17 protein-coding genes and 1 pseudogene are annotated in these 20375 nt (G+C 49.1%); 4 read left to right on the top strand and 14 right to left on the bottom strand.

The annotated features are described in order from the left end of the window. Positions 1 to 243 precede the first annotated feature (243 nt). Positions 244 to 1854 (top strand): sensor domain-containing diguanylate cyclase, encoded by a 1611-nt coding sequence (locus tag HI950_RS15555; RefSeq protein WP_169085653.1) that lies wholly within the window; start codon positions 244 to 246, stop codon positions 1852 to 1854. Between the two features lie 276 nt (positions 1855 to 2130). On the opposite strand, the gene HI950_RS15550 is transcribed toward HI950_RS15555, so the two are convergent. After that, a complete protein-coding gene (locus tag HI950_RS15550) occupies positions 2131 to 2496 on the bottom strand; it encodes an MBL fold metallo-hydrolase (RefSeq protein ID WP_317618381.1) in 366 nt (121 codons plus the stop codon). Positions 2497 to 2632: 136 nt separating this feature from the next. Between HI950_RS15550 and HI950_RS15545 the strand changes: the two genes are divergently transcribed. Both HI950_RS15545 and HI950_RS15540 read left to right on the top strand, forming a co-directional pair. Next, the gene (locus tag HI950_RS15545) at positions 2633 to 3031 is read left to right on the top strand and encodes a hypothetical protein (protein WP_187768116.1); all 399 of its coding nucleotides are present in this window, start codon (positions 2633 to 2635) and stop codon (positions 3029 to 3031) included. 203 nt (positions 3032 to 3234) lie between these two features. Further along, on the top strand, positions 3235 to 3558 hold the full coding sequence (locus HI950_RS15540; RefSeq protein ID WP_169085648.1) for a 2Fe-2S iron-sulfur cluster-binding protein: 324 nt from the start codon (positions 3235 to 3237) through the stop codon (positions 3556 to 3558). A gap of 791 nt (positions 3559 to 4349) precedes the next feature. On the opposite strand, the pseudogene HI950_RS15535 reads toward HI950_RS15540, so the two are convergent. From HI950_RS15535 to HI950_RS15495, 9 genes and pseudogenes are all read right to left on the bottom strand, one after another. Continuing rightward, positions 4350 to 4841, bottom strand: a pseudogene (locus tag HI950_RS15535) (FecCD family ABC transporter permease); the annotation flags it as partial. A gap of 340 nt (positions 4842 to 5181) precedes the next feature. After that, the gene (locus HI950_RS15530) at positions 5182 to 6429 is read right to left on the bottom strand and encodes an MFS transporter (protein ID WP_169085646.1); all 1248 of its coding nucleotides are present in this window, start codon (positions 6427 to 6429) and stop codon (positions 5182 to 5184) included. 323 nt (positions 6430 to 6752) lie between these two features. Beyond that, positions 6753 to 7619: a sulfurtransferase gene (locus HI950_RS15525; protein ID WP_169085644.1), complete on the bottom strand. Its 867-nt coding sequence runs from the start codon at positions 7617 to 7619 to the stop codon at positions 6753 to 6755. A 111-nt stretch (positions 7620 to 7730) separates the two neighbouring features. Further along, positions 7731 to 8597, bottom strand: coding sequence for an alpha/beta hydrolase family protein (locus tag HI950_RS15520; protein ID WP_191296881.1), 867 nt, complete (start codon positions 8595 to 8597; stop codon positions 7731 to 7733). Between the two features lie 256 nt (positions 8598 to 8853). Further along, positions 8854 to 9663, bottom strand: coding sequence for a polysaccharide lyase family protein (locus HI950_RS15515; RefSeq protein WP_169085642.1), 810 nt, complete (start codon positions 9661 to 9663; stop codon positions 8854 to 8856). Between the two features lie 328 nt (positions 9664 to 9991). Continuing rightward, positions 9992 to 11230, bottom strand: coding sequence for a molybdopterin-dependent oxidoreductase (locus HI950_RS15510; protein WP_169085640.1), 1239 nt, complete (start codon positions 11228 to 11230; stop codon positions 9992 to 9994). Positions 11231 to 11233: 3 nt separating this feature from the next. Beyond that, the gene (locus HI950_RS15505; protein ID WP_169085638.1) at positions 11234 to 12337 is read right to left on the bottom strand and encodes a sensor histidine kinase; all 1104 of its coding nucleotides are present in this window, start codon (positions 12335 to 12337) and stop codon (positions 11234 to 11236) included. Beyond that, a complete protein-coding gene (locus tag HI950_RS15500; protein ID WP_169085636.1) occupies positions 12334 to 13086 on the bottom strand; it encodes a response regulator transcription factor in 753 nt (250 codons plus the stop codon). Before HI950_RS15500 ends, HI950_RS15505 begins: the two co-directional genes overlap by 4 nt. A gap of 476 nt (positions 13087 to 13562) precedes the next feature. After that, positions 13563 to 13715, bottom strand: coding sequence for a hypothetical protein (locus tag HI950_RS15495; protein ID WP_187768102.1), 153 nt, complete (start codon positions 13713 to 13715; stop codon positions 13563 to 13565). 208 nt (positions 13716 to 13923) lie between these two features. Between HI950_RS15495 and HI950_RS15490 the strand changes: the two genes are divergently transcribed. Then, a complete protein-coding gene (locus tag HI950_RS15490; protein WP_169085634.1) occupies positions 13924 to 14274 on the top strand; it encodes a hypothetical protein in 351 nt (116 codons plus the stop codon). A 67-nt stretch (positions 14275 to 14341) separates the two neighbouring features. Here the strand turns inward: HI950_RS15490 and HI950_RS15485 are convergent, their stop codons facing one another. From HI950_RS15485 to HI950_RS15470, 4 genes are all read right to left on the bottom strand, one after another. Next, on the bottom strand, positions 14342 to 15940 hold the full coding sequence (locus tag HI950_RS15485; RefSeq protein WP_187768109.1) for an extracellular solute-binding protein: 1599 nt from the start codon (positions 15938 to 15940) through the stop codon (positions 14342 to 14344). A gap of 64 nt (positions 15941 to 16004) precedes the next feature. Continuing rightward, entirely contained in the window at positions 16005 to 16898 is an 894-nt protein-coding gene (locus tag HI950_RS15480) for a carbohydrate ABC transporter permease (protein WP_169085629.1), read from the bottom strand. A gap of 27 nt (positions 16899 to 16925) precedes the next feature. Beyond that, positions 16926 to 17849 carry an ABC transporter permease gene (locus tag HI950_RS15475; RefSeq protein ID WP_169085626.1) on the bottom strand — a complete coding sequence of 308 codons (924 nt, stop codon included), beginning with the start codon at positions 17847 to 17849 and terminating at the stop codon, positions 16926 to 16928. Between the two features lie 259 nt (positions 17850 to 18108). Then, a complete protein-coding gene (locus HI950_RS15470) occupies positions 18109 to 20124 on the bottom strand; it encodes a beta-galactosidase (protein ID WP_169085624.1) in 2016 nt (671 codons plus the stop codon). Positions 20125 to 20375: the final 251 nt, after the last annotated feature.

The raw sequence follows: 20375 nt of genomic DNA, 5'->3' as shown, positions 1-20375 counted from the left end.
CTGCCCTCTATCCTCTATTTTCAGATTACGTTCTCTTTTTCGTATAGACCTACATTGGATTAATGCTCCATACGTAAGATGTGCCTTCTCGACTCTTACTCTTCTCCAGTCTCCTCATTCTACTTACAGTAAATAGGATAATAGTAGCAATTATTATTGTGATTATTACATGCATTTGAGAGGTATGTGTAGAATAACGTCGAATTGTAACGAAAGCCATTTTTATTAAAGAGGAGTTTTACCATGCCTGTACTACGCGAGATTAAAAAAAGCCAAAGGAATAAAATCGGTCTAGCCACTCTACTGTCGGGATTGGTCGCACTTTCCGTCGTACTCACGTTAACGATCTTACTCATTGCATCCTATCAATCAAAAAAACAGGCATTATACGAAACAACACTCACCTTAAATTTCACAAACGCTGCAAAAATGAGTCAAACCATGGACTCCTTATTTAAATCGATGCGGAGCAGCCTTCAGTATACAGCCGGTATTTTATCAAGTAATCCTACTACAAACGAAGATGAAATGTATAATAACCTCGAATTCATGCGCCACAGCAGCAACTACTTTAACTCCGTCTTCGTGGTTGATGAAACGGGACTCATCCGCAACAGATCTCCTTATTCCGAAGGCGCTGTCGGGAGCCGCATTTCGACGGATGCTGCCAAAGAAGCACTGGCTTCGAGAAAGCCCTACTTGTCCCATTCGTATACAAGCTCCAAAAGCAATCGCCTCATTGTATTTATGAGTGAGCCGTTATTTGAGAAGAACGGGACATACCGCGGCATTGTCGGGGGCACCATTTTTTTGCAGGAGAACAACATCATGAATATGATTTTTGGCAGCAGTAACGTCGATGATGTTGGCTCCTCCTTTTATGTGGTAGGGTCAGACGGTCATCTGTTGTACCATCCCGATAAAACCCGGTTAGGAGAGGATGTTAGCGCTAATCCAGTCGTTCAGAAGCTTGTTCAAGGCAAGAGCGGGCAGGAGCAGATGATCAACTTGAAAGGAGTTCCCCTCCTCGCCGGATATTCAACCGTTCCGGAGAACGGTTGGGGTGTGGTGGTTTATTCTCCGATCGGTGCTATCCATGAACAATTGAATGATCATATCCAAACCTTACTCTTGTATATACTTCTTCCGTTTATCTTATTATTGCTTTCCGCAATATGGCTTGCTCGTAGATTGGCCCGCCCTTTCGTATCACTTGCCGACCTCGTTAGCAAAATCGGGAGAGAAAAAGTCCAGCTTTCGGAAACCAAGAACCATTGGAATAGGGAGGCTGATTTACTGACAAAAGCGATAATCGTTGCTTTAACGGATATAAGCAAGCAGACGGAGCAATTAACGCGCGATGCCATGACGGATCCATTGACCGGGTTAACAAACCGAAGAACGCTTGAAACCATTATGAATAAATGGATAGCTGAACAAGTCTCTTTTTCCATTATTGTTATGGATATCGACCGATTCAAAAAAATTAACGACACATACGGCCATCAAACCGGGGATGAAGTGTTGAAGCAACTCGCCGAAATCATTATGTTATCTGTTCGACCCGGTGATGTAAGCTGCCGTTATGGTGGTGAAGAATTCGTCGTGCTTCTCGCCTTAGCCACAGTGTCCGATGCTTATCTAGTAGCCGAAAGAATTCGCAAAACGTTGGAAACGAGTAATCATGCAGTCGGGGAGCAGATAACGGTCTCAATGGGCATCGCCCATTATCCAATACACTCTGCTTCTGCAGAAGCATTGTTCCATCTAGCCGACAAAGCTTTATATAAGGCTAAGGAAACGGGTAGAAACCGAACGATAGTTACGGATATAGCGGGTCAGAGCGAATTGTAGACCATTTACTCATTCCCAATATGGGGTTTTTGGCTATGCAAATAATAAGGCCGGTTGCCACTCGAAAGAGCAGGCTACCGGCCTTTGTTTGTCTGTACGAAGGATTGGAACGAGAACACGAGCAAGCGCTCGTTACATATGGAAATGTATTCATATCACCCGTACCATCGGGCTTCTCAGCCCTTACTCCTTGCCCGTAACATAGGATTCTATGATTTCAGAGAAAATGAAATATTCCCCCGACGTGCGAAAGCGTAAGCATGGCTAGGAAGAGGATCACGGCTGCACGGTTAAATCCGCAATGCGCTTGTTAATGTTGCCTCTCAGCAGTCCGCCGTGGTAACAGATGACGGCTTCAATGTCAAACGGTTTGAATTTCTCCAACGAGCGGAGAGCTTGCTCCATGTTAACCGTGGAATAAGGAGATGAACCCTGCAATTCGCCGTTCTGGATAACCAAGGCATCCCCCGCTATCAGCGTTTTGCTCGCCTGGTGGTAAAGGCTGATGTGGCCCGGCGTATGTCCTGGCGTATGGATTACCGTTAGACCACCGCCTATAGGAAGCGTCTCGCCGTCCGCCAAGAGTCGCGTCACATTTGGCTTGGACGGACGAACAAAGATATTCTCGAACTGAATACGCACCTCGTCCGGTAAGGTGTCGAGCTCGGCTTTTAATCTCTCAGGGGGGAATTTCAGAAGCGGAGCTTTCCCGTCTATCGTGTCCCTATCGTCTTCATGGGACGCCGTTATGATCTTCCAGGGTATCCTCCACGAATATATGAGCGGTGTCTTAGGGAAGGTGATCTCGCTGCCGATCGCAGAGCTAGCTGACTTCATTGTCGATCGAATGGAAGCCGTCGTTCAGGATTTGATACGAACGATGCCAAAAGCGATTATCGGCGAATGGATCGTCAATTACAATCCATTGAACCGAAGCGACGAGGCGGCGAGAAAGGGAACGCTCCGTGATTTCCTCGCAGCGATGGAGGAGCGTATCCAGACGCTACCCTTAACAGCAGCCGCTCGTACGGAGTTGAGAGACGTCGTCGGTCTGCTGCGCAAGGAAGTGCTCTCGGAAAAGCCGAACCCTGTCCTGTTGCGAGTACTGAAGGGACATCTGGAGGCTGTTCCGGAACTGCGTTCGTATTTGCGCCAACTCAAGCTGCTGCTGACCTAGATTGCCACGCTTTCGATATACAAAATGACGCAAGTCTCCCCGCTGATGCATAGGGACCTGACCTGCAATCAGAAGGCGAAGTTGTTCAAGGCGGATTCTTTTTTACGAAATGACTATCGAATTGGACTTATTCACGAAAGTAATGGTTTAATATAAGCGGGTTAGGAAAATTTAAGGATGAACAATTCGAGGAGGAATGGCCAATGCCTACGGTTCAAGTAGAAGGAAGAGACGCGATTCAGGCAGTTGAAGGTACGAAGCTCGTGCTTGCACTAGAGGATAGCGGGATCGACATCCTGCACAGATGCGGTGGCAATGCCAAGTGCACGACATGCGCCGTAGAGGTGCTCTCTGGGAATGCGGGCGAGATGGAAGAGGCAGAAGCGACAGTCCTCCGTAATAAAGGAATCGAGGACGCCGCTATCCGGCTATCTTGCCAAATCCGGCTACATAGTGACGTAACGGTCCGGCTTATCAAGACAGCAACATCTACAGGCTTGGAGCCTGGCACTCGTCCCCAAGAGTGAGCGAACCCCCTCTTTGCCGCGATATACGGTGTTGGAGAAATATGTTGCGATCATCACGATAAGAGTATAGCAGGCTAACTGTTAGTAAATTGAAGGGCTGGGATTCCTCGTTTGAGGGCTCGCAGACCCTTTATTTGTCTGTGTAGGACAAGCAGAAACACACCGCATGTTGAAAGGTTTGAGAGTGGAAGATCGCGGGTGATGTGTGATGTACCTAAAAAACGTAAGAACGCACGCTCTGTGAAGAGCATCTTGAAGCGAGCGATTGTTGACTCCGTGTTGACTCTGAGCATAAAAAATACACCGCCAAAGGCAAGCAGCCCATATGGCGATGTATTCAAATCTTATACGCTACTATTCACCTTACGGCTATTACCCCTCTCCCGTAGCAACCGGGTTACTCGCGTCAGAACTCCAATCACTCCAGCTGGTAACCAGCTTTGCTAACGTAGAAATAAGTCTAGAAACTAGACTTATTTCGACTCTAGCCTCTCAAATGTCGCTCGTGGCACCCATTTCAAAGAATAGATCTAGAAACTAGATCTATTCTCCACAAACCAGCCTAATTCACAGAAATAAGTCTAGAAATTAGACTTATTGCGGCTTTAGCCCCTTAATATAGCGCTCGTGGCACCCATTTCCAGAAAATAGATCTAGAAACTAGATCTATTCTCCCGAAACCAGCCTCATACGCAGAAATAAGTCAAGAAACTAGGCTTATTTCCCCGCACTGACCCAGAGCACTTCTGAAGCGTCCAATTATCCCATCCCCAAATGATGCATCGCCGTGATTACTTCTTCAGCAGAAGATACAGGAAGTAAGGTCCTCCTATAATCGCGACCATAATGCCGGCGGGAATGCCTGCCGGATCGACGAGATTACGCCCAACGGTATCGGCGAACAAGAGCAGCCAACCTCCCATCAGGACAGCGAGAGGGACGAAATATTGGTGGCGGCGCCCTACGATCGCCTTGGCGATATGGGGAGCCATCAGGCCTACGAACGCGATGCCCCCGGTGACGGATACCGCCGCTGCGGCAAGCGCCACAGCACTCCCGAGCAGCAACAGCCGGTCCCGGTTGATGGAGACGCCAGCGCCCACGGCAACCGTTTCGTCCATTGCCAGCAGGTTAAGGGCGCTCGACTTGTATAGCGTGTAAGGAAGTAGAATCGCAAGCCACGGCAGCAGCGACCATACGAATGGCCAATCCGTTCCCCAAATGTTGCCCGCCAACCATTTCGCGATAAAATCGACCTTCCTGTAATCGGCCGAGGAGATCAGCTGTCAACGAAATAAATCGATGTATTTTCTTGAACACGTTCCGCTATAGCGCTATCTTCTCCCCCGCACTCTCCGTACATTCAGCGCATCAGCAACCAGCCCCCGCCTCGACATCTGCTGTTGACCCAAGTATGTTGAAGGATTGGATTGCTGATTGTTAAATCGTGTTGACTTCGCGTTGATTCCGAAGCATACAAAAATACAGAGCCTCGGAGGTCACACCTCTGTGGCTCTGTATTTGCTTTTATTACTATTACCACTCAATGTTCTTGTTCGTCGCCAGTGGCAATCGGATTCCCACTATCAGAATTCCAATCACTCTAGCTGCAGAATTCATCACTCACTCTTGCAATGCTTCCTTGGTTACAGGCATTCCGGCTTCAATCAAGCGTTTGTTACCACCGAAGAATATGGCCAGAATAACGATTAACAATCCGGTCCCAACAAGCAGCCATTCAATCTCAATCACATCCGCAAGCGGGCCAAATATCAGCATTCCAATTGGCATCATCGAAGTCGATATCATACCGAATACCCCGAAAATGCGCCCCATATAATTCTGGTCCACCTTTTCCTGCAGCAAGACGGTCGTTGGCGTATTCATCATTGGTATTGCAACGCCGAATACAGCCATCACCATTAAGTAAATCCAGAATATCGGAACAATGCCCAAAACTAACGTGCATACGCCCATAATCAAGTTAGCGAAAGTCATCGTATATACTTTGTTGCGGAAGCCGCCCCATGATGCGATTATGGCTCCGCCGGCCATCATCCCGATTGAAAAAGCAATTTCGATGGCCGTCAATCGCCAATAATCATCTCCGAAGCTGCGAGTGACTTGCAGCGGCGTTAAAAACGCGGCCGGCGCCATTAATACAAAGAAAAAGGCGAAAAAAATAAAAAAGGTTTTCAGAAAGCTATGATTCTTAATATAGATTAATCCCTGCTTAAAGTCATCCATATAACTTGTCGTTTGTTTATCCGACGCCTTTTGGTGCAAAGGTATTTTCAGAAAGAAAAATAACGTAAAGATCGCGATCGCCGCTGTGATAACATCGATAAAGAAAATGACTTCGATGGTTGCCATGGAAAGCAGCGTCGCGCTGACAATAGGCGCAACGAACATCATCAGCGCCTGAAGTGTTCCGTTTATTCCATTGACCTTCGTCAGCTTATCCTCAGGCACAATTTGCGGCAATATCGCTCCCACTGCAGGCGTTTGAATGCCTGCTCCGAGCGCGCGGACGGCGGCAATGACAAACAACAACCATGGCGCGTCATATCCCAGTAAAAAAGTAAGAGCGAGCAGCAGCGTAACAATAGCGATCATGGCATCCGCTATCATAATCAGATATTTTCGGTTGAAGCGGTCCGCCCACACACCGGCAAACGGCGATAACAGAAAAGTAGGAATGAATCCGCAAACGATAAATAGCGTCATCATAAGACCTGATTTTGTAGTAAGCGTTACGTACCACATAATCGAATATTGAACTAATGCGGAACCAAATAACGAAATGGTTTGACTGCTCAAAAAGAGAATAATATCCCTTTTCCAATGTTTTTTTTCTTCGGTTTGTGTCATCTCTTACACCTTTCTGGAGCAAAAGTATTCATCATTGATTTCGAGGCTTCCTAGTAAGTCATTGCCATATTCCATACAACTAATTCTATCTGCAGGCACAGAATAATTGCGAATATCGCTTTCTATACAACTTACTTCTCCCAGTAAATCAAAAATGGTTCTCCCGCCTCTTATTATGACATGAACATAAGCGGTCGGTTTCTTATGGATTGCTGGTTTCACCTTTCCAATCATCTGATTTCCACTATCAGGCTGCAGAGCATAACAAATACATCGCCCAAGGCCTATAGCGCAATGGCGATGTATTCAGATCTTTCATACTGTTATACGCCTTTCAGTTCTTGCTCCTCACCCGTGGCAACCGGATTCCCGCTATCTGAACTCCAATCACTCCAACTCCCCGCATAAAGCTTCACATTGCGGAATCCCGCTTCCTGCAAAGCAAAAACATTCGGCGTAGCCGTCACGCCTGAGCCGCAGTACACGATGATCTCGTCATCCTTAGAAAATCCTGCGAAGCGCTCGGCTTGCTCCTCTGGCGACTTCCACGTGCCGTCGGCGCGTTTGCCTTCGTTCCAGAAGCGGTTGATCGCGCCGGGAATATGTCCGGCCGCCGGATCGAGCGGCTCCACCTCGCCACGGTAGCGCGGAGCTTCTCTCGAATCGATCAGCACCGTGCCGGATTTGCCAATGCGTGCTTTAACCTCATCTCGGCTAACCAGCATGTCCTCCCTAACGACAGGCGTAAATGTCACTCCCTCGACTTCCTCAGGAACTTCCGTGCTGACCGGATGCCCTGCCGCTTGCCAGCCTGCGAATCCGCCCTCAAGCAGATAAACTTGTCCATCATGTCCTAGCCATTGCAGCAGCCAGCGCAGGCGAGAAGCCATCGCACCGCCTTGATCATCATAGGCGATGACCGTTGTATCATTACCGATCCCCATTCGTCCAAGCACAGCAGCTAGCGCCTGCGGCTCCGGCAGCGGGTGGCGGCCACCCTCTCCATTCGGACGCTTCGGTCCAGAGAGGTCATGACTTAAACTTACATAATAAGCGCCTGGAATATGCGCCTCTTCATACGCCCTCGCACCCGCTTCCGAATCATTTAACGCATACCTCGCATCCACGATGACAGTACCTTCCACGCCCAACTGTTCAAGCACCCAATCCGCCTTTTTGTAAAAAGTCACTTCGACCAGCTCCTCTACCCATTATTTATTTCAATCACTGACCAATATTTCATTATCAATCATCACTTACCAGCGCTTCATTCCCTACTATCTATCACTTACCTGCATTTCCTATTCTTCACTTACCGCTTTCCGCTTCAACAGCGGCGCAAAAAAAGCACCCGTCAGCGCGATCGCCCGCTCCAAATCATCGGTTGTCCCTGCAAAAGGATGCACCGTCCCGAATGTATGATTAGCACCCTCCAGCGCCGCGAAGCGATGGTGGGGAGCCGCATTTTGCAGCTTGCGATAGCCCTCAAGAAGCCGCTCCGAATCCTGCTTGCCTTGAATGAACAGCACTGGCGTGCGCAGCGCAGCCGCTTTAGCCGTAATATCGAGCCGTTCCCGGTTACGCTCCAGATCCTCAAAAAATGCAGCGCCAATTGGCATCTGCTGCTTTGTTCTCGCATTTTCCACATAACCTACACCGTCCTGCAGCACCTGCTCGCGGAACGCGGCTCCGAACAGGTTGACATCGGCGATCCCGTTCCACGTCACGACGCCGCGTATTTCGGGATGCTCTGCCGCGAACAGCACGCTGTTCCCGCCGCCTCGGCTATGCCCAACGATAAAAATCTGCTCGGTGTCAAGCCGCTCCGCCAGCGGAATTCCGCCCTCCAGTACAGCTGAAAGTACGGCTGACAGATCCGCTTGCTCCTGTGAGTAGGTGTTCTGCCCGAACTTATCCAGCTCGTCAAAATCATGCTCATTCACGCCGTTATGGGAGAAATTAAACGTAACGACCGCAAAATCCTGCCTCGCGAAGCGCTCGGAAGCATACGGGAAGAAGGCCCAATCCTTGAAGCCCTTAAAACCATGCGCAAAAAGGAGGACAGGCTTGCGCCCTCCCTCCTCCTTCACTCTTATATCGCCTCGAACATATACTCCCGGGTTCAGCTCCAACGTAAACGTCTGATGCAAAATGCTCGCCTTACTCATTAGCAGCACCTTCCCCATCACTATTTTTTGATAAAATATGGCCTACTGGCTCTGACTGTATCGTTGCTACAATCATCATATCATTAAAGCATAGTGTGGAGGTAGGATTAACATTCAACTTTCACAAGACTCGGCGAGTTCGAGCGCATCAGCGGCCACAAAATGTCCGACGATCGCATCGCTCTTGGGATAACGTTTAGCGGACATAAAATGAAAACCGTCAAAGGGTAATGAACCCCTTGACGGTTTCTTCTTGTTATTCTGTAATTTGAAAGTCGGCAAACTGGATTTTTGCTTCCTGAATGCCGGTAAACAATTTGCGGTAAATGCCCCATTTCGGACGATTAATAGTGGAGCCGGATCTCCAATTGTCCTTCGTTCCGCTGTATGACATCAAGGTCGTTCCGTCCAGCTTTTTGAGTGTCATATTGATCGAGCCGCTATCGCTATGCTTCATGGTAACTGTGGCTTCAACCCATTGACCGTCGATATTGGAGAACGCCGTTTGCGCCAACGTTTGGACCTGAGAAGCATCTGCTCCGATCGGGCTATGCTTGAATTTCAAGTTGCCGCCATCGACCGAGAACGTCAGAATCGGATAACCATCGTCCCCATCCACCGCTTTCACTTGGAAAATATGATGGAAGTTGCCTGAAGGAGATTGCGGATAAGGGCTCATCGGACGGAACTTCCACTTATACGTAGTCGTTTGGTCCTTTGAAGCCGTTGCATTGCTAGGCGACCCTTTGTACGCTTTAACCTCGACTCGCTGTCTGTCCGTATTCGATCCGTCGAGGGCAGCCGTGTCCGAAGCGTCTCCCGCCTTGAATTGAAAGACATTGTTACCCGCGATGTACGATGAGGTCGTTTCGCTGATATGGTAGGAATCCGTCGGGCCATCCACGGGATCGCTGCCCAAATATTGCTGAAAGATTTGCAGCGGCGTCAAGCCGGTGTTTGCGCCATCGGAATTGATGGTAACTGTCGCTGCGTATACGGTAGATGCTACTGCGACGATAGATGCGACTGTAATTCCTGCGACGAATGATTTCATCCTTTTGTTCATGAACTTAACCTCCAATGTTTTAGTGTTCTTGATCATGCATGCTTAATGCCTTTACATGATGCGAATTTAAAAGTTAAAGCGCTTTCACCTCCTTGTGCCTATCATATTGGAAAATAAATCTAGTTTGGATGTGATATTTTACGAATCACCTGTATTTTTTAAACATTAGTAACGACCGCAAAATCCTGCCTCGCGAAGCGCTCGGAAGCATATGGGGAGAATGCCCAATCCTTGAAGCCCTTAAAACCATGCGCAAAAAGGAGGGCAGGCCTCTGCCTGCCTGCCCTCCTCCTTCACTCTTATACCGCCTCCAACTCTCACAAGGCGTCTACACCCAAGCGTCATTCGCGTAACCGCGAGCTTCCCAATAGCCGACATGCTCGCCTTCTATCAATTCGATGCGATTTAGCCATTTCACCGATTTGTACGCATACATTTTCGGAACGATAAGACGGACTGGCCCGCCCAGATCGCTAGGAATCGGCTTGCCGTCATGCATAACCGCTACCATCACATCGTCCATGTCGGCTTGCTCAAGCGTTAAAGTATCGGTATACACGCCATCGCCGGAATACAGCTTTACCGTTTGAGCGCTGGACTTCACGCCCGCCATCCTCAGCAGCTCCTTGAGCGGAATGCCCTCCCACGTGTTTTTGTACACGGACCAGCCGGTCACGCAGTGAAAATCGCTAACCTGCACCGTTCGCTTGAGCGCCACAAACTGCTTCCAATCCCACTTAAACGATTTCTCAACCAGCCCATCAATCGTAAACGACCAATCCCCATTCGTAAAAGAAGGGATCGGCGTCACCGTATATACGCGGAATTGTCCAACTGCGCCTCCTCCAACCGGCGGCGCGGACGCAGGCAGCGGCTCAGGTGCCGGAAGCAGCTTATTGCTATCGCTCTCAATCAGCTTCTCTATGGACTGGCTCCCCCCCACATTTAATAGCGAGGTACCCAGCCATTTCAGAAAAGATGGTCCAACGGTAACCGCGAGACCTATGCCGATTGCTCCCCGAATAAACGCCTTGCGCGTATAGACAGCCTGAGGCGCGCCGGCAGGATGAATCCTATCCGCTTCCTGCTCATTTTTGATGGTGCGGCGATTCGGCTCCTTCAGCCACTTAACCCGGGTGATGGAGTGGTAAATGATATACGGAAGCCCGATCCATGTCAGCAAATCATGCACGACTAGCGCAACGTTGGATACGCCCGGGCCAACCGCTCTAAACTGCCATAGCAGCACGCCGGACCCGAACCAGCCGAGCAATAAACCAAGCACCACAAGCACATTAAATCGCTGCCAAGGCTTTTGCTTCAGCTGCTTCCAATGCTTGCCCGCAAGCAGCAGGTAATAGATAACCGGCAAAATGGATGCAATCCCGACGACAATATGCGCCCACTTGATCCAAACTCTGCCCTCACCGAGAATACCGCGCCAGAAGCCGCCTATCAAGATAAGTCCGGTCAGCGCCAATATAACTACAATCCAGCCGTTCCAAGCATGAAGCGAAACGAGCTTTTTTCCATAGCCCTTGCGTAGCCGATCCAATAGTCCGCTCATTTGCTATGCCTCCCCCTTCTTCCTTAAGTCGTTAGCCAAATTAACCTTTCCTACACCTTCTGCTAACTCACGCACAGTAAACCAAAACGAGCTCCCTTGTACACCTGACTGCTGAACGCCAATGCTGCCTCCATACTGCTCCACCAATAGCTTGGCAATCGAGAGTCCTAAGCCCGCGCCACCGCTTTCCCGGCTCCGTGAACGATCCGAACGATAGAATCGCTCGAATATCCGCTCTCTTTCTGCCTCCGGCACGCCTTCCCCCTCATCAGAGACAGTGAAGCCGACAAGCTTCCCCGACTCCTCTTGCAGCTCCTTCGCTTCTATTAAAATCAATCCGCCCTGCGGCGAATGCCTTATCGCATTTTCGAGTAAATTTTGCAGGACCCGCTGCAAATGGCGCGGCTGCATCGTTAAGCGCAGCGGATACTCCGGCAGCTTCACTCTCAGCTGCAGCGACTTCTCATCCAATGGCTTCGTAAACCGCGGCAATAACTCCACGAGAACATCCTCAACAATCGCTGGCCGAAGCTGCTTCGGCTCCCGGCTCTCGGCATCGAGCGTGGACAATTCGAACAAATCCTGAATCAATTCGCCAAGCCTGATCGTTTCGCTGCGAATCGTCCCCAAATAACGCTTGAACGTTTCCTCGTCTTGAATGACGCCATCCTCCAATGCCTCCACATACGACTGGACAGAGGCGAGCGGCGTACGCAAATCATGCGCCATATTCGCAACGAGCTCACGCTGCGCCGATTCGGCAGCCTTTACCTGCCGGAAGCTCTCCCCCAAGCTAACGCCCATATGATTGAATTGCTCCGCCAGCTGCTTGAACTCCTTTAGTCCGGCATGCTCCACACGCGCCTCCAGGTCACCTGCCGCAATTCGTCCAGCCCCTTCGCCAATCCGGCGAACAGACGCTTCAAGCGGCCTCACAAGCAGGAAATGAAGCAAGCCAGACACCAAGCCCGCTCCAACAGTCGCAAGCGTCAGCCAAATGAACTGCTCCTTAGACAGCAGCATAAACCGATAGAAAGCGAGCAGCAAAATAATAATAAACGCAATGCTGATCGTATTAGCCAGCAATAAGTAGGAGCGAAGCTTCATCCGGTTACTCCTTTTCCGTCCAGCTTATAGCCAATCCCCCACACCGTTTTGATCCAGCTAGGATCGGACGGATTTTCCTCAATCTTCTCCCGCAGACGACGAATATGCACCGTCACAGTCGTCGTATCGCCATCGTAAGCGACATCCCAAATCTGATTAAGCAGCTGGCTTCGCGAGAACACCTTGCCGGGATAGAGGGCCAGCAAATGCAGCAAATCAAATTCTTTTGCCGTTAGATCCGCTTCTGCGCCCTTAACCGTAACCCTTCTCTCCTGCGGAAAGATCGATAATCCGTCAAAATAAAGCGATCGCCCCGTCTCACCGTTTCTACTCTCGCTTCCCGTTTGCCCCGTCCTCTGCTGCTTCGCTATGCTGCCTGCTTGAACACCCGTTCTTCTCAAAATATTTTTGATTCGCAGCACAAGCTCTCGCGGACTAAACGGCTTCGTCATATAATCGTCGGCACCCATCGTCAAGCCTAGCAGCCGGTCAGCTTCCTCGCCTCGCGCCGTAAGCATAATAATCGGCGTTTCCTCTTCCTCCCGAACCCGGTCGCATACCTCCAGCCCGCTAAGCTTCGGCATCATCAAATCGAGCACGAGCAAATCCGGCTGATGCTCTCTCCACAGCTGAAGCGCTTCCTCCCCGTCTGCCGCAACCCATACCGTCCAGCCCTCACGCTCCAAATAGCGGCGGCACACATCCGTTATATTCCGTTCGTCATCGGCTACTATTATTTTAGCGCTCAACGCTGGTTCCTCCTGGTTTCATCCGCCTTATCTCTTCTTCCTCCATTATAACGCCGTTAGGACGCGGATACGACGCTTTGCAAAAAAGTGCAACAGCTTCATTCTGCATCCATTATTATCACATCGCCTTGCTACCTGCCGATCATATCGAATAATGCTAACCAACCAAGAACGATACCCTTGCGAAACCATTAGGAAACCATTACGAAAGTATTACAACACCCTAGGCTGAAAAGAACAAGAATAGGCGATTTCACCAAGACAAACATCGTGTCGTGACACTCCCCCATCTACATACTATGTGGTTATTGTTATGCCAATATCTAATTGGAGAGGACGATTGCATTACCCAGACGGACGCTAGCTAGTGTTGCGAGTGATCTGCAAGCATTAAGGAATCAAATCAGAAGGCTTGAACAGCCTATAAGATCCGGCAGGTTAGCAAGAGGCGCTGTTACAAACAGCAAAATCGCTCCTCAAGCGGTTACGGCCTCCAGATTAGCAAGGCAATCGATAACATTAGATAAAATCGCACCCACCGTCGTAAGATCGCTTACTTCAAACGTTACGGAAGCCATTAGCGAGGCTGCAACAGCAGTTGCAACAGCGGCCGCAACCGCCGCAATCACAGATCAAGCTGTTCGCAGTATAAGTGTCCAAGGCGCAGCAGGAACCCAAGGACCAACAGGAGCACAAGGTCCGGCAGGACAACAAGGTCCCCAAGGACTTCAGGGTCCGGCAGGGCTTCAGGGACCTTCAGGAATAATCGTTGTTAGATTTGCGGGGAGCAATGAATCGATTCCATTTACAATGAATGAAGATACCTAAGGCTCTGTTTTGGTCGAGTTAACACTGCCTCCAATTACTGTTGCACTTAATCAGTCGGTAAAATTAGATGCCTTTGCCAATATTAATTTTGCTAATGTTCAAAGCTATTCCGTTAATAGTTTTATTTCCAGAAATCCAAATGACATCGTTGACGTCAATAATAGCGCTATTTTTCAAGGTCCGAATCAACCGGGTTTTGATCAAGCAACGGTAACCACTCCTTTAAACTGGGTAGATAATCCTGCACCAGGAACCTATAATTATTCGTTTACCATTGTTGGGTCCGCATCAGCTGGATTTATAGATGCTTCAGTTGAGAGTCGAGGATTTACGGCAATGGTCCTTTCAATAACCGGATAACAAAAAAAGCTAAAAAACCGCCACTGAGCGGTTTTTTAGCCTTTTCGATCCTAAATCATAAAATCGCTTATTTAATGCCCTGCTCCGTTACATACGCTTGCCATTGCTTCGTGTACTCGGCTTGAATTTTCTCAAGACCGGCTTGCTTCGCTTTCTCCATAAACGTATTCAAGCCTTCGTCTACGTTTTTCACAAGACCAGCGTTAAGCGGGAACAGGTATTGCTTCTCCACTTGCTCAAGCGCTGCTCTCTCTGCTTGGTAAGCGGTGTAATCTTCGGCGAAGCCCGTAAATTTATCCGGCACTTGGATTTTATCAAGCTTTTCAAAGATTGCTTTTACGCCGTCATAGTTTTTGTCGAAAAGCATGTACTCCGGGTTTCTCCAAGCCCAGCCGTTCATGCCCTCACGAGGGAAGCCGTTCGAATTGGAATCGCCGATCATGGAGTAGTAGCCGTCTTTCACTTCATAGTTTTTGCCTTCTACGCCGTATTGCGTAAGCAGGTTGTAGCGCTTGTCAGTAACAAGCTTCTCATAGAACGCAAGCGCGCGCTCTGCGTTTTTGCTGCTAGCTGGAATCGCGAAGCCGTTGTGGATCGGGTGAACCGGTGTCGCAATGCCGTTTGTTTCCGGGAATGGGTGGTAGCCAAGCTTCCAATCCGGGTGAGTCGATTGAATTTTGATCACCATGTCATTGAAGCGAGTCGGGTTGTCGCCAAGAATAGCCGCGGCTTTGCCGCTCGTTACTTGATCCTGCAGCGTGTCTTTGACGGCCAGCACGTTTTTCACCATGTAACCGTTGTCCTGCCAACGCTTCAAGACGGTCAAATCTTGTTTTTGCTCATCCGAACCCCAGTAGGAGTATACATCGTTAGGTGTTGCATAGTTGATGCCGATACCGTAAGGAAGCGCGCCGATTGGAGCGTGTGCAATCCCTTTGAAACGGTCCATCAGGTTTGTTTTCACGTCAGAGTTCATCGAAAGCGGCGTAACCGTTGGCTCGTTTTTCTTGATCCCATCTAGGTATTGCTCGAATGTGGCGATATCAACCGGTGTAGGCAGATTGTATTTCTCGCGAAGATCTTCGCGCCATACAAAGCCGTCTGTTACATACTCTTTGTAAGTAGCTGGCACCGTGTAAATTTTGCCGTCGATTTTGACAGCTTCCCACATCTCCTTAGGTACAAAAGAGTTTAGCGCAGGCGCAGCTGCTGGAAGAAGCTCATCAAGCGCTTGGAACGCGCCTTTCTTCGCATACGATTGGTACTGCGTCCATTCCGCCGTAAAGATCAAGTCAACCTGTTGGCCTGAACCAAGCAGCAGCTTATACTTTTGATCCCAATCCGTCCAAGACGTGTAGTTGAATTTGACAGTAGCATTCAAATCTTCCAATGCCATTTTGTTTACTTGCTCTTGGATGGAAGCAATGTCCTTAGGAGCATCACCTAACATATAAAATTGCAATTCCACTTTTTTCGAAGTATCAATTCCCGTTTTTTCCCCAGCGCCCGCATTCGTTGTGCCCTCTGTCTCTTTCGGCGCATTTGTTGTGTCTGCGGTGTTGCCTCCATTATTGTTGTTCGATCCGCAGGCTGCCAGAACGGTAATAAATACGATGATCGATAGTAACATGGAGACGGCTTTTGCTGCTTTCCTTGTCATGTGAATCCTCCCTTTAATAAGTTCTTATCTATGTCAGCTAAACGCGGAATGATAAACTCCTTGTCTAGTTCTAACCTTTAACCGCACCAATCGTCAATCCTTTGACAAAATAACGCTGCACGAACGGATACAAGAACAGGATCGGCCCTGTTACGATGATCGACATCGCCATCTTGGTCGATTCGGTCGGCATGTCGGAGCCTAGCGATACGCCAGTGCCTGAGCCCATTTGCGCAATAAAGCTCATCGCATTAATAACGTTGTACAGGTAGTATTGCAGCTGGTACTTCGTCGTATCGTTGATAAATAACGAGGAGGTGAACCAGTCGTTCCAATAATGAAGCGCAAGGAACAAACCAACCGTTGCGATGCCCGGCATCGACAGCTGCAGCACGATCCGGCTATAAATCGTAAAGTCGTTTGCTCCATCGATTTTCGCGGATTCGATCACCTCATCCGGTACTGCGGAGCGAATGAAGTTTTTCATCAATATAATAAGAAAAGGCGTCATGAGCCCTGGGAAAATCAGAACCGTAAGCGTATCGGTCAGCTTCAAATATTTGGTCATCAGGATATACCAAGGAACAAGCCCGCCGCCAAACAAGGTCGTGAAATAGATCATGAAGGCAAAGAAATTACGGTATTTAAAATCTTTGCGCTGAAGAACGTAACCAGCCATCGTCATCAGAAACAGACCTAGCGTCGTTCCGATCACCGTCGTGAATGTCGTTACGCCGTATGCGGTCAATACCTGCTTCGGAAAGCGGAACACCGTCTCGTAGCCCTCGAAGGAAAATACGGTCGGGATGAGATGATAGCCATCTCTAATGATCGCCTCGTTCTGCGTGAAGGAAGCGGAGATGATCAGCAGGAACGGAAACAAGCAAGCTACGGTTGCAAGCAGAATGACTACGAATGCAATGAGTCTAAACCACTTCATATAATTGTCGTCTTTGATTTTCATAGGTACCTCCTACTGTGAGCTGATCGCTTAGAACAATGCGTATTCGTCATTGATTTTCTTGATGATGTAGTTGACGGTCATGATCAGGACAAAGCCGAATAGCGACTGGTAAAGTCCGGCTGCCGTCGACATGCCGATATCGAACGTTACTTTGAGCGAACGGTACACATACGTATCGAGAATATCTGTCGTATTGTATAGAACGCCGTTGTTGCCGATCAGCTGATAGAACAAATCGAACTGGCCTTTCATGATGCTGCCGAGTGCGAATAGCAGAAGCATGACGAACGTCGTCTTCAGCATCGGAACCGTAATGTACCAAATGCGCTGGAAGATGTTCGCGCCGTCAATTTTGGCAGCCTCATAATATTCTTCGCTGATCCCGGTAATCGATGCCAGATAGATGACCATGCTGTAACCGATGTTTTTCCACAAGTAGAAAATGATAATGAGGAACACCCAAACCCACGGCGTATTGTAGACGTCTACCGACTCGTATCCGAAAGACCCCAGCGTCGAGTTCAGAAATCCGCTTTCGAAGTTGAACACGTTGTAAACGATAACGCTTAGAATAACGAAGGAAACGAAGTAAGGCAGAAACATAATCGATTGCGTCAGCTTCTTGAACCATTGCAAGCGCAGCTCGCTTAGCAGAATGGCAAGTGCAATCGCCAGTACGTTGCCGAGTAGAATAAATACGACGTTGTAGCCGACCGTATTTAAGGTAAGCCTTGCGAGAACCCCGGATTTCCATAAAAACTTAAAGTTGTCGAGTCCCACGAACTGACTATTGAATAAGCTCGTATTGAAGTCGAATCGAGTGAACGCGTAGTAGATGCCCACCATAGGTACATACGAGTTTACAATAAAGAAGATTAGCGCTGGCATTAACATAAGGAAGAGTAAACGGTTCGTTACCAGTTCCTTAAGCAGTCCATTTTTTTTCAACATGCAGATGATGTCTCCTCTCACAGCGTTCTGTTCTTTTTTGTGTTGTCTGCTCTGTTCTCACTGTACGTCCCTCCTTGTGTGCCGGAAAAGAGTAAGAAAGCAAAGTCAGTGAACGAAATAGCGATTGAACGAGTGAACGATTTAAACTTTTATGCATTAACAAGCCATTTCACCTGAATTCAACCCAAAAAAAACCATGAACCCGCCAGCTCGAACCTTGCTCGAGACTTGCGATTTCATGGTTTTTTCGTATATAGCCTTATGCTATTTGCAAAATCATGACGCCATGCGGGTCGATTTCAACCGTCCCGCTCACATCGCGCCTCGATAATAGGTCCGTATAGCTCGTTTGTCCTAGTTCGATGGCGGCAAGAACGCTGTTATGATTGAGCACGAAGGTGTACGTTTGCCCCTCTTTCACGCGCTGCGCTAATTCAACGCCCGCTCCCGCTTGGAAAGGAGCTGTAATCTGCTGTTTCTCGCACAAGGTACGGACAAAGTCCCTGAGCAGCCTTTGCTCAGGCGCCGTCGCCACATAATACGCCTCTCCCTTTCCATAGGCATTAACCGTCAAAGCCGGCATTCCCGCATAAAAGTCGGTTCCATATGTGCCGAGCGCCTTCGCGCCCTCCAAATGAAGAAGGTCGCAAAGCAGGCCGCATTCATAGGTTCCTTGTACATGGCCGAATGCCTCGCCCACTTCAATGCTGTTGCGCATCTCAGGCAGCAGGCTGTCCATTTCCTCGACCCACAAGCCAAGAAGGCTGCGAAGCTTGCCTGGATATCCGCCCAGCGTTACGAGATCATTCTCGTTTACAATACCGCTGAAGAAGGTCGTAATGAACGTTCCTCCATCCCGCACAAACGCCTCTATCCGCTCGGCAACGCCCGGCTTCAGCATATAGAGCACAGGAGCGGCCACTATTTTGTATTTCAAGAAGTCGCTAAGCGGACTAAGCACATCTACGGCGATGTTTTGATCGTAAAAGGCTTTGTAATACTTTTGCGCCTGTTCCAAATAGTTTAGATCAACGCTTGGCCCGCTCGTCATCTCAACCGCGTTCCACGTGTCGATATCGAATAATAGCGCAACCTCAGCATGAACCTCTGAATCCAGCAAACGATCGCCTAGCAAATCCAGCTCCCGTCCCAAAGCGGCGCATTCCCGGAATACGCGCGTATCCTCATGGCCGACATGCTCGATGACGGCTCCGTGATATTTCTCGCATGCCCCGAAGGAGCGTCGAAGCTGGAAGAACATCACTGTGTCGGCGCCATGCGCCACCGCCTGATAGCTCCACAGCCGCATAACGCCGGGACGCTTCAAACTATTGTAGGGCTGCCAGTTTTGCTGGCTTGGCGTCTGCTCCATCAGCATGAACGGCTTGCCCTCCTTTAAGCCGCGCATATAGTCATGGCGCATTGCGACGTTGCCCATAGGCTCATTCATTTGTGGATAGCTGTCCCAGGAGACGACATCCATCGCTTCTCCCCATTTTTGCAGATCAAGCCCGTTAAACAGACCCCATATATTCGTCGTAATCGGAATATCCGGCGTAACGGCCTTCAGCTCGTCATATTCTCCCTGATAGCAGCCGAGAATCGAGTCGGACATGAACCTTTTGTAATCGATAGCCATTGGCTGAAAGTTGCGATTGTCGCCGTTCAGATTGGATGGCGCCACGATCTCTTCCCATTCATAGACGGTATGGCCCCAGAAGCTCATATTCCATTCGGCGTTCAGCCGCTCGATTGTCCCGTATTTCACCTTCAGCCATTCGCGGAACGCCTCCGCGCAATTGCTGCAATAGCAATGCGTGCCGTATTCGTTATTAATATGCCAGATTAGTAGCGATGGATGGTCCTTGTAACGCTCGGCCAGCACACGCGCCAGCTGGCTCGACAAACGGCGGTACGTCTTGCTGTTCGGACAAAAGTAGGTACGCGCGCCATGCGTGCGCTTCCTGCCGTCAACGTCAACCGGCAGCACGTCCTCGTATTTGCGGGACATCCACGCCGGCTGCGCGGCGGTCGAGGTCGCAAGGCAAGCATAGATGCCGTTATCCGCAATTAAGTTTAGTAATTTGTCCAGCCATTCGAACTGGTATGTATCCTCCGAGGGCTGCAGCTTCGCCCAGCTGAATACGGGAAGCGTCACGACATTGATGCCGGCCTCCTTGAACAAACGCATATCCTCATGCCATATTTCCTCCGGCCATTGATCCGGATTATAGTCTCCTCCATACCAAATCTGTTTCAGCTTCGAACTAATCATGGTTTCACTGTCCCTTCCGCTATTATCATGGAATTCCGTGACATTCTAACGGATTGATCAGCGAATTGTCACCTATCTTGCACGGTTTCGCCAATAATTTCACTATGGTATGGATTGTTCACTTCCTAATATCAGGTTCATTCACCTTCATTTATTTGGTTCATTGCACCCAGCAATAAACGCCGATTATAATGATGAATGTATCAAGCGCCTATGGAGTGAACTAATCAAACTAATCGCATGATGCTCAG

Origin of the sequence: Paenibacillus sp. PL91 (genome assembly GCF_012935325.2) — a bacterium.
Lineage (GTDB): Bacteria > Bacillota > Bacilli > Paenibacillales > Paenibacillaceae > Pristimantibacillus.
Note: the sequence above shows the minus strand (reverse complement) of the source record. Positions and strands in the feature narration are given on the sequence as shown.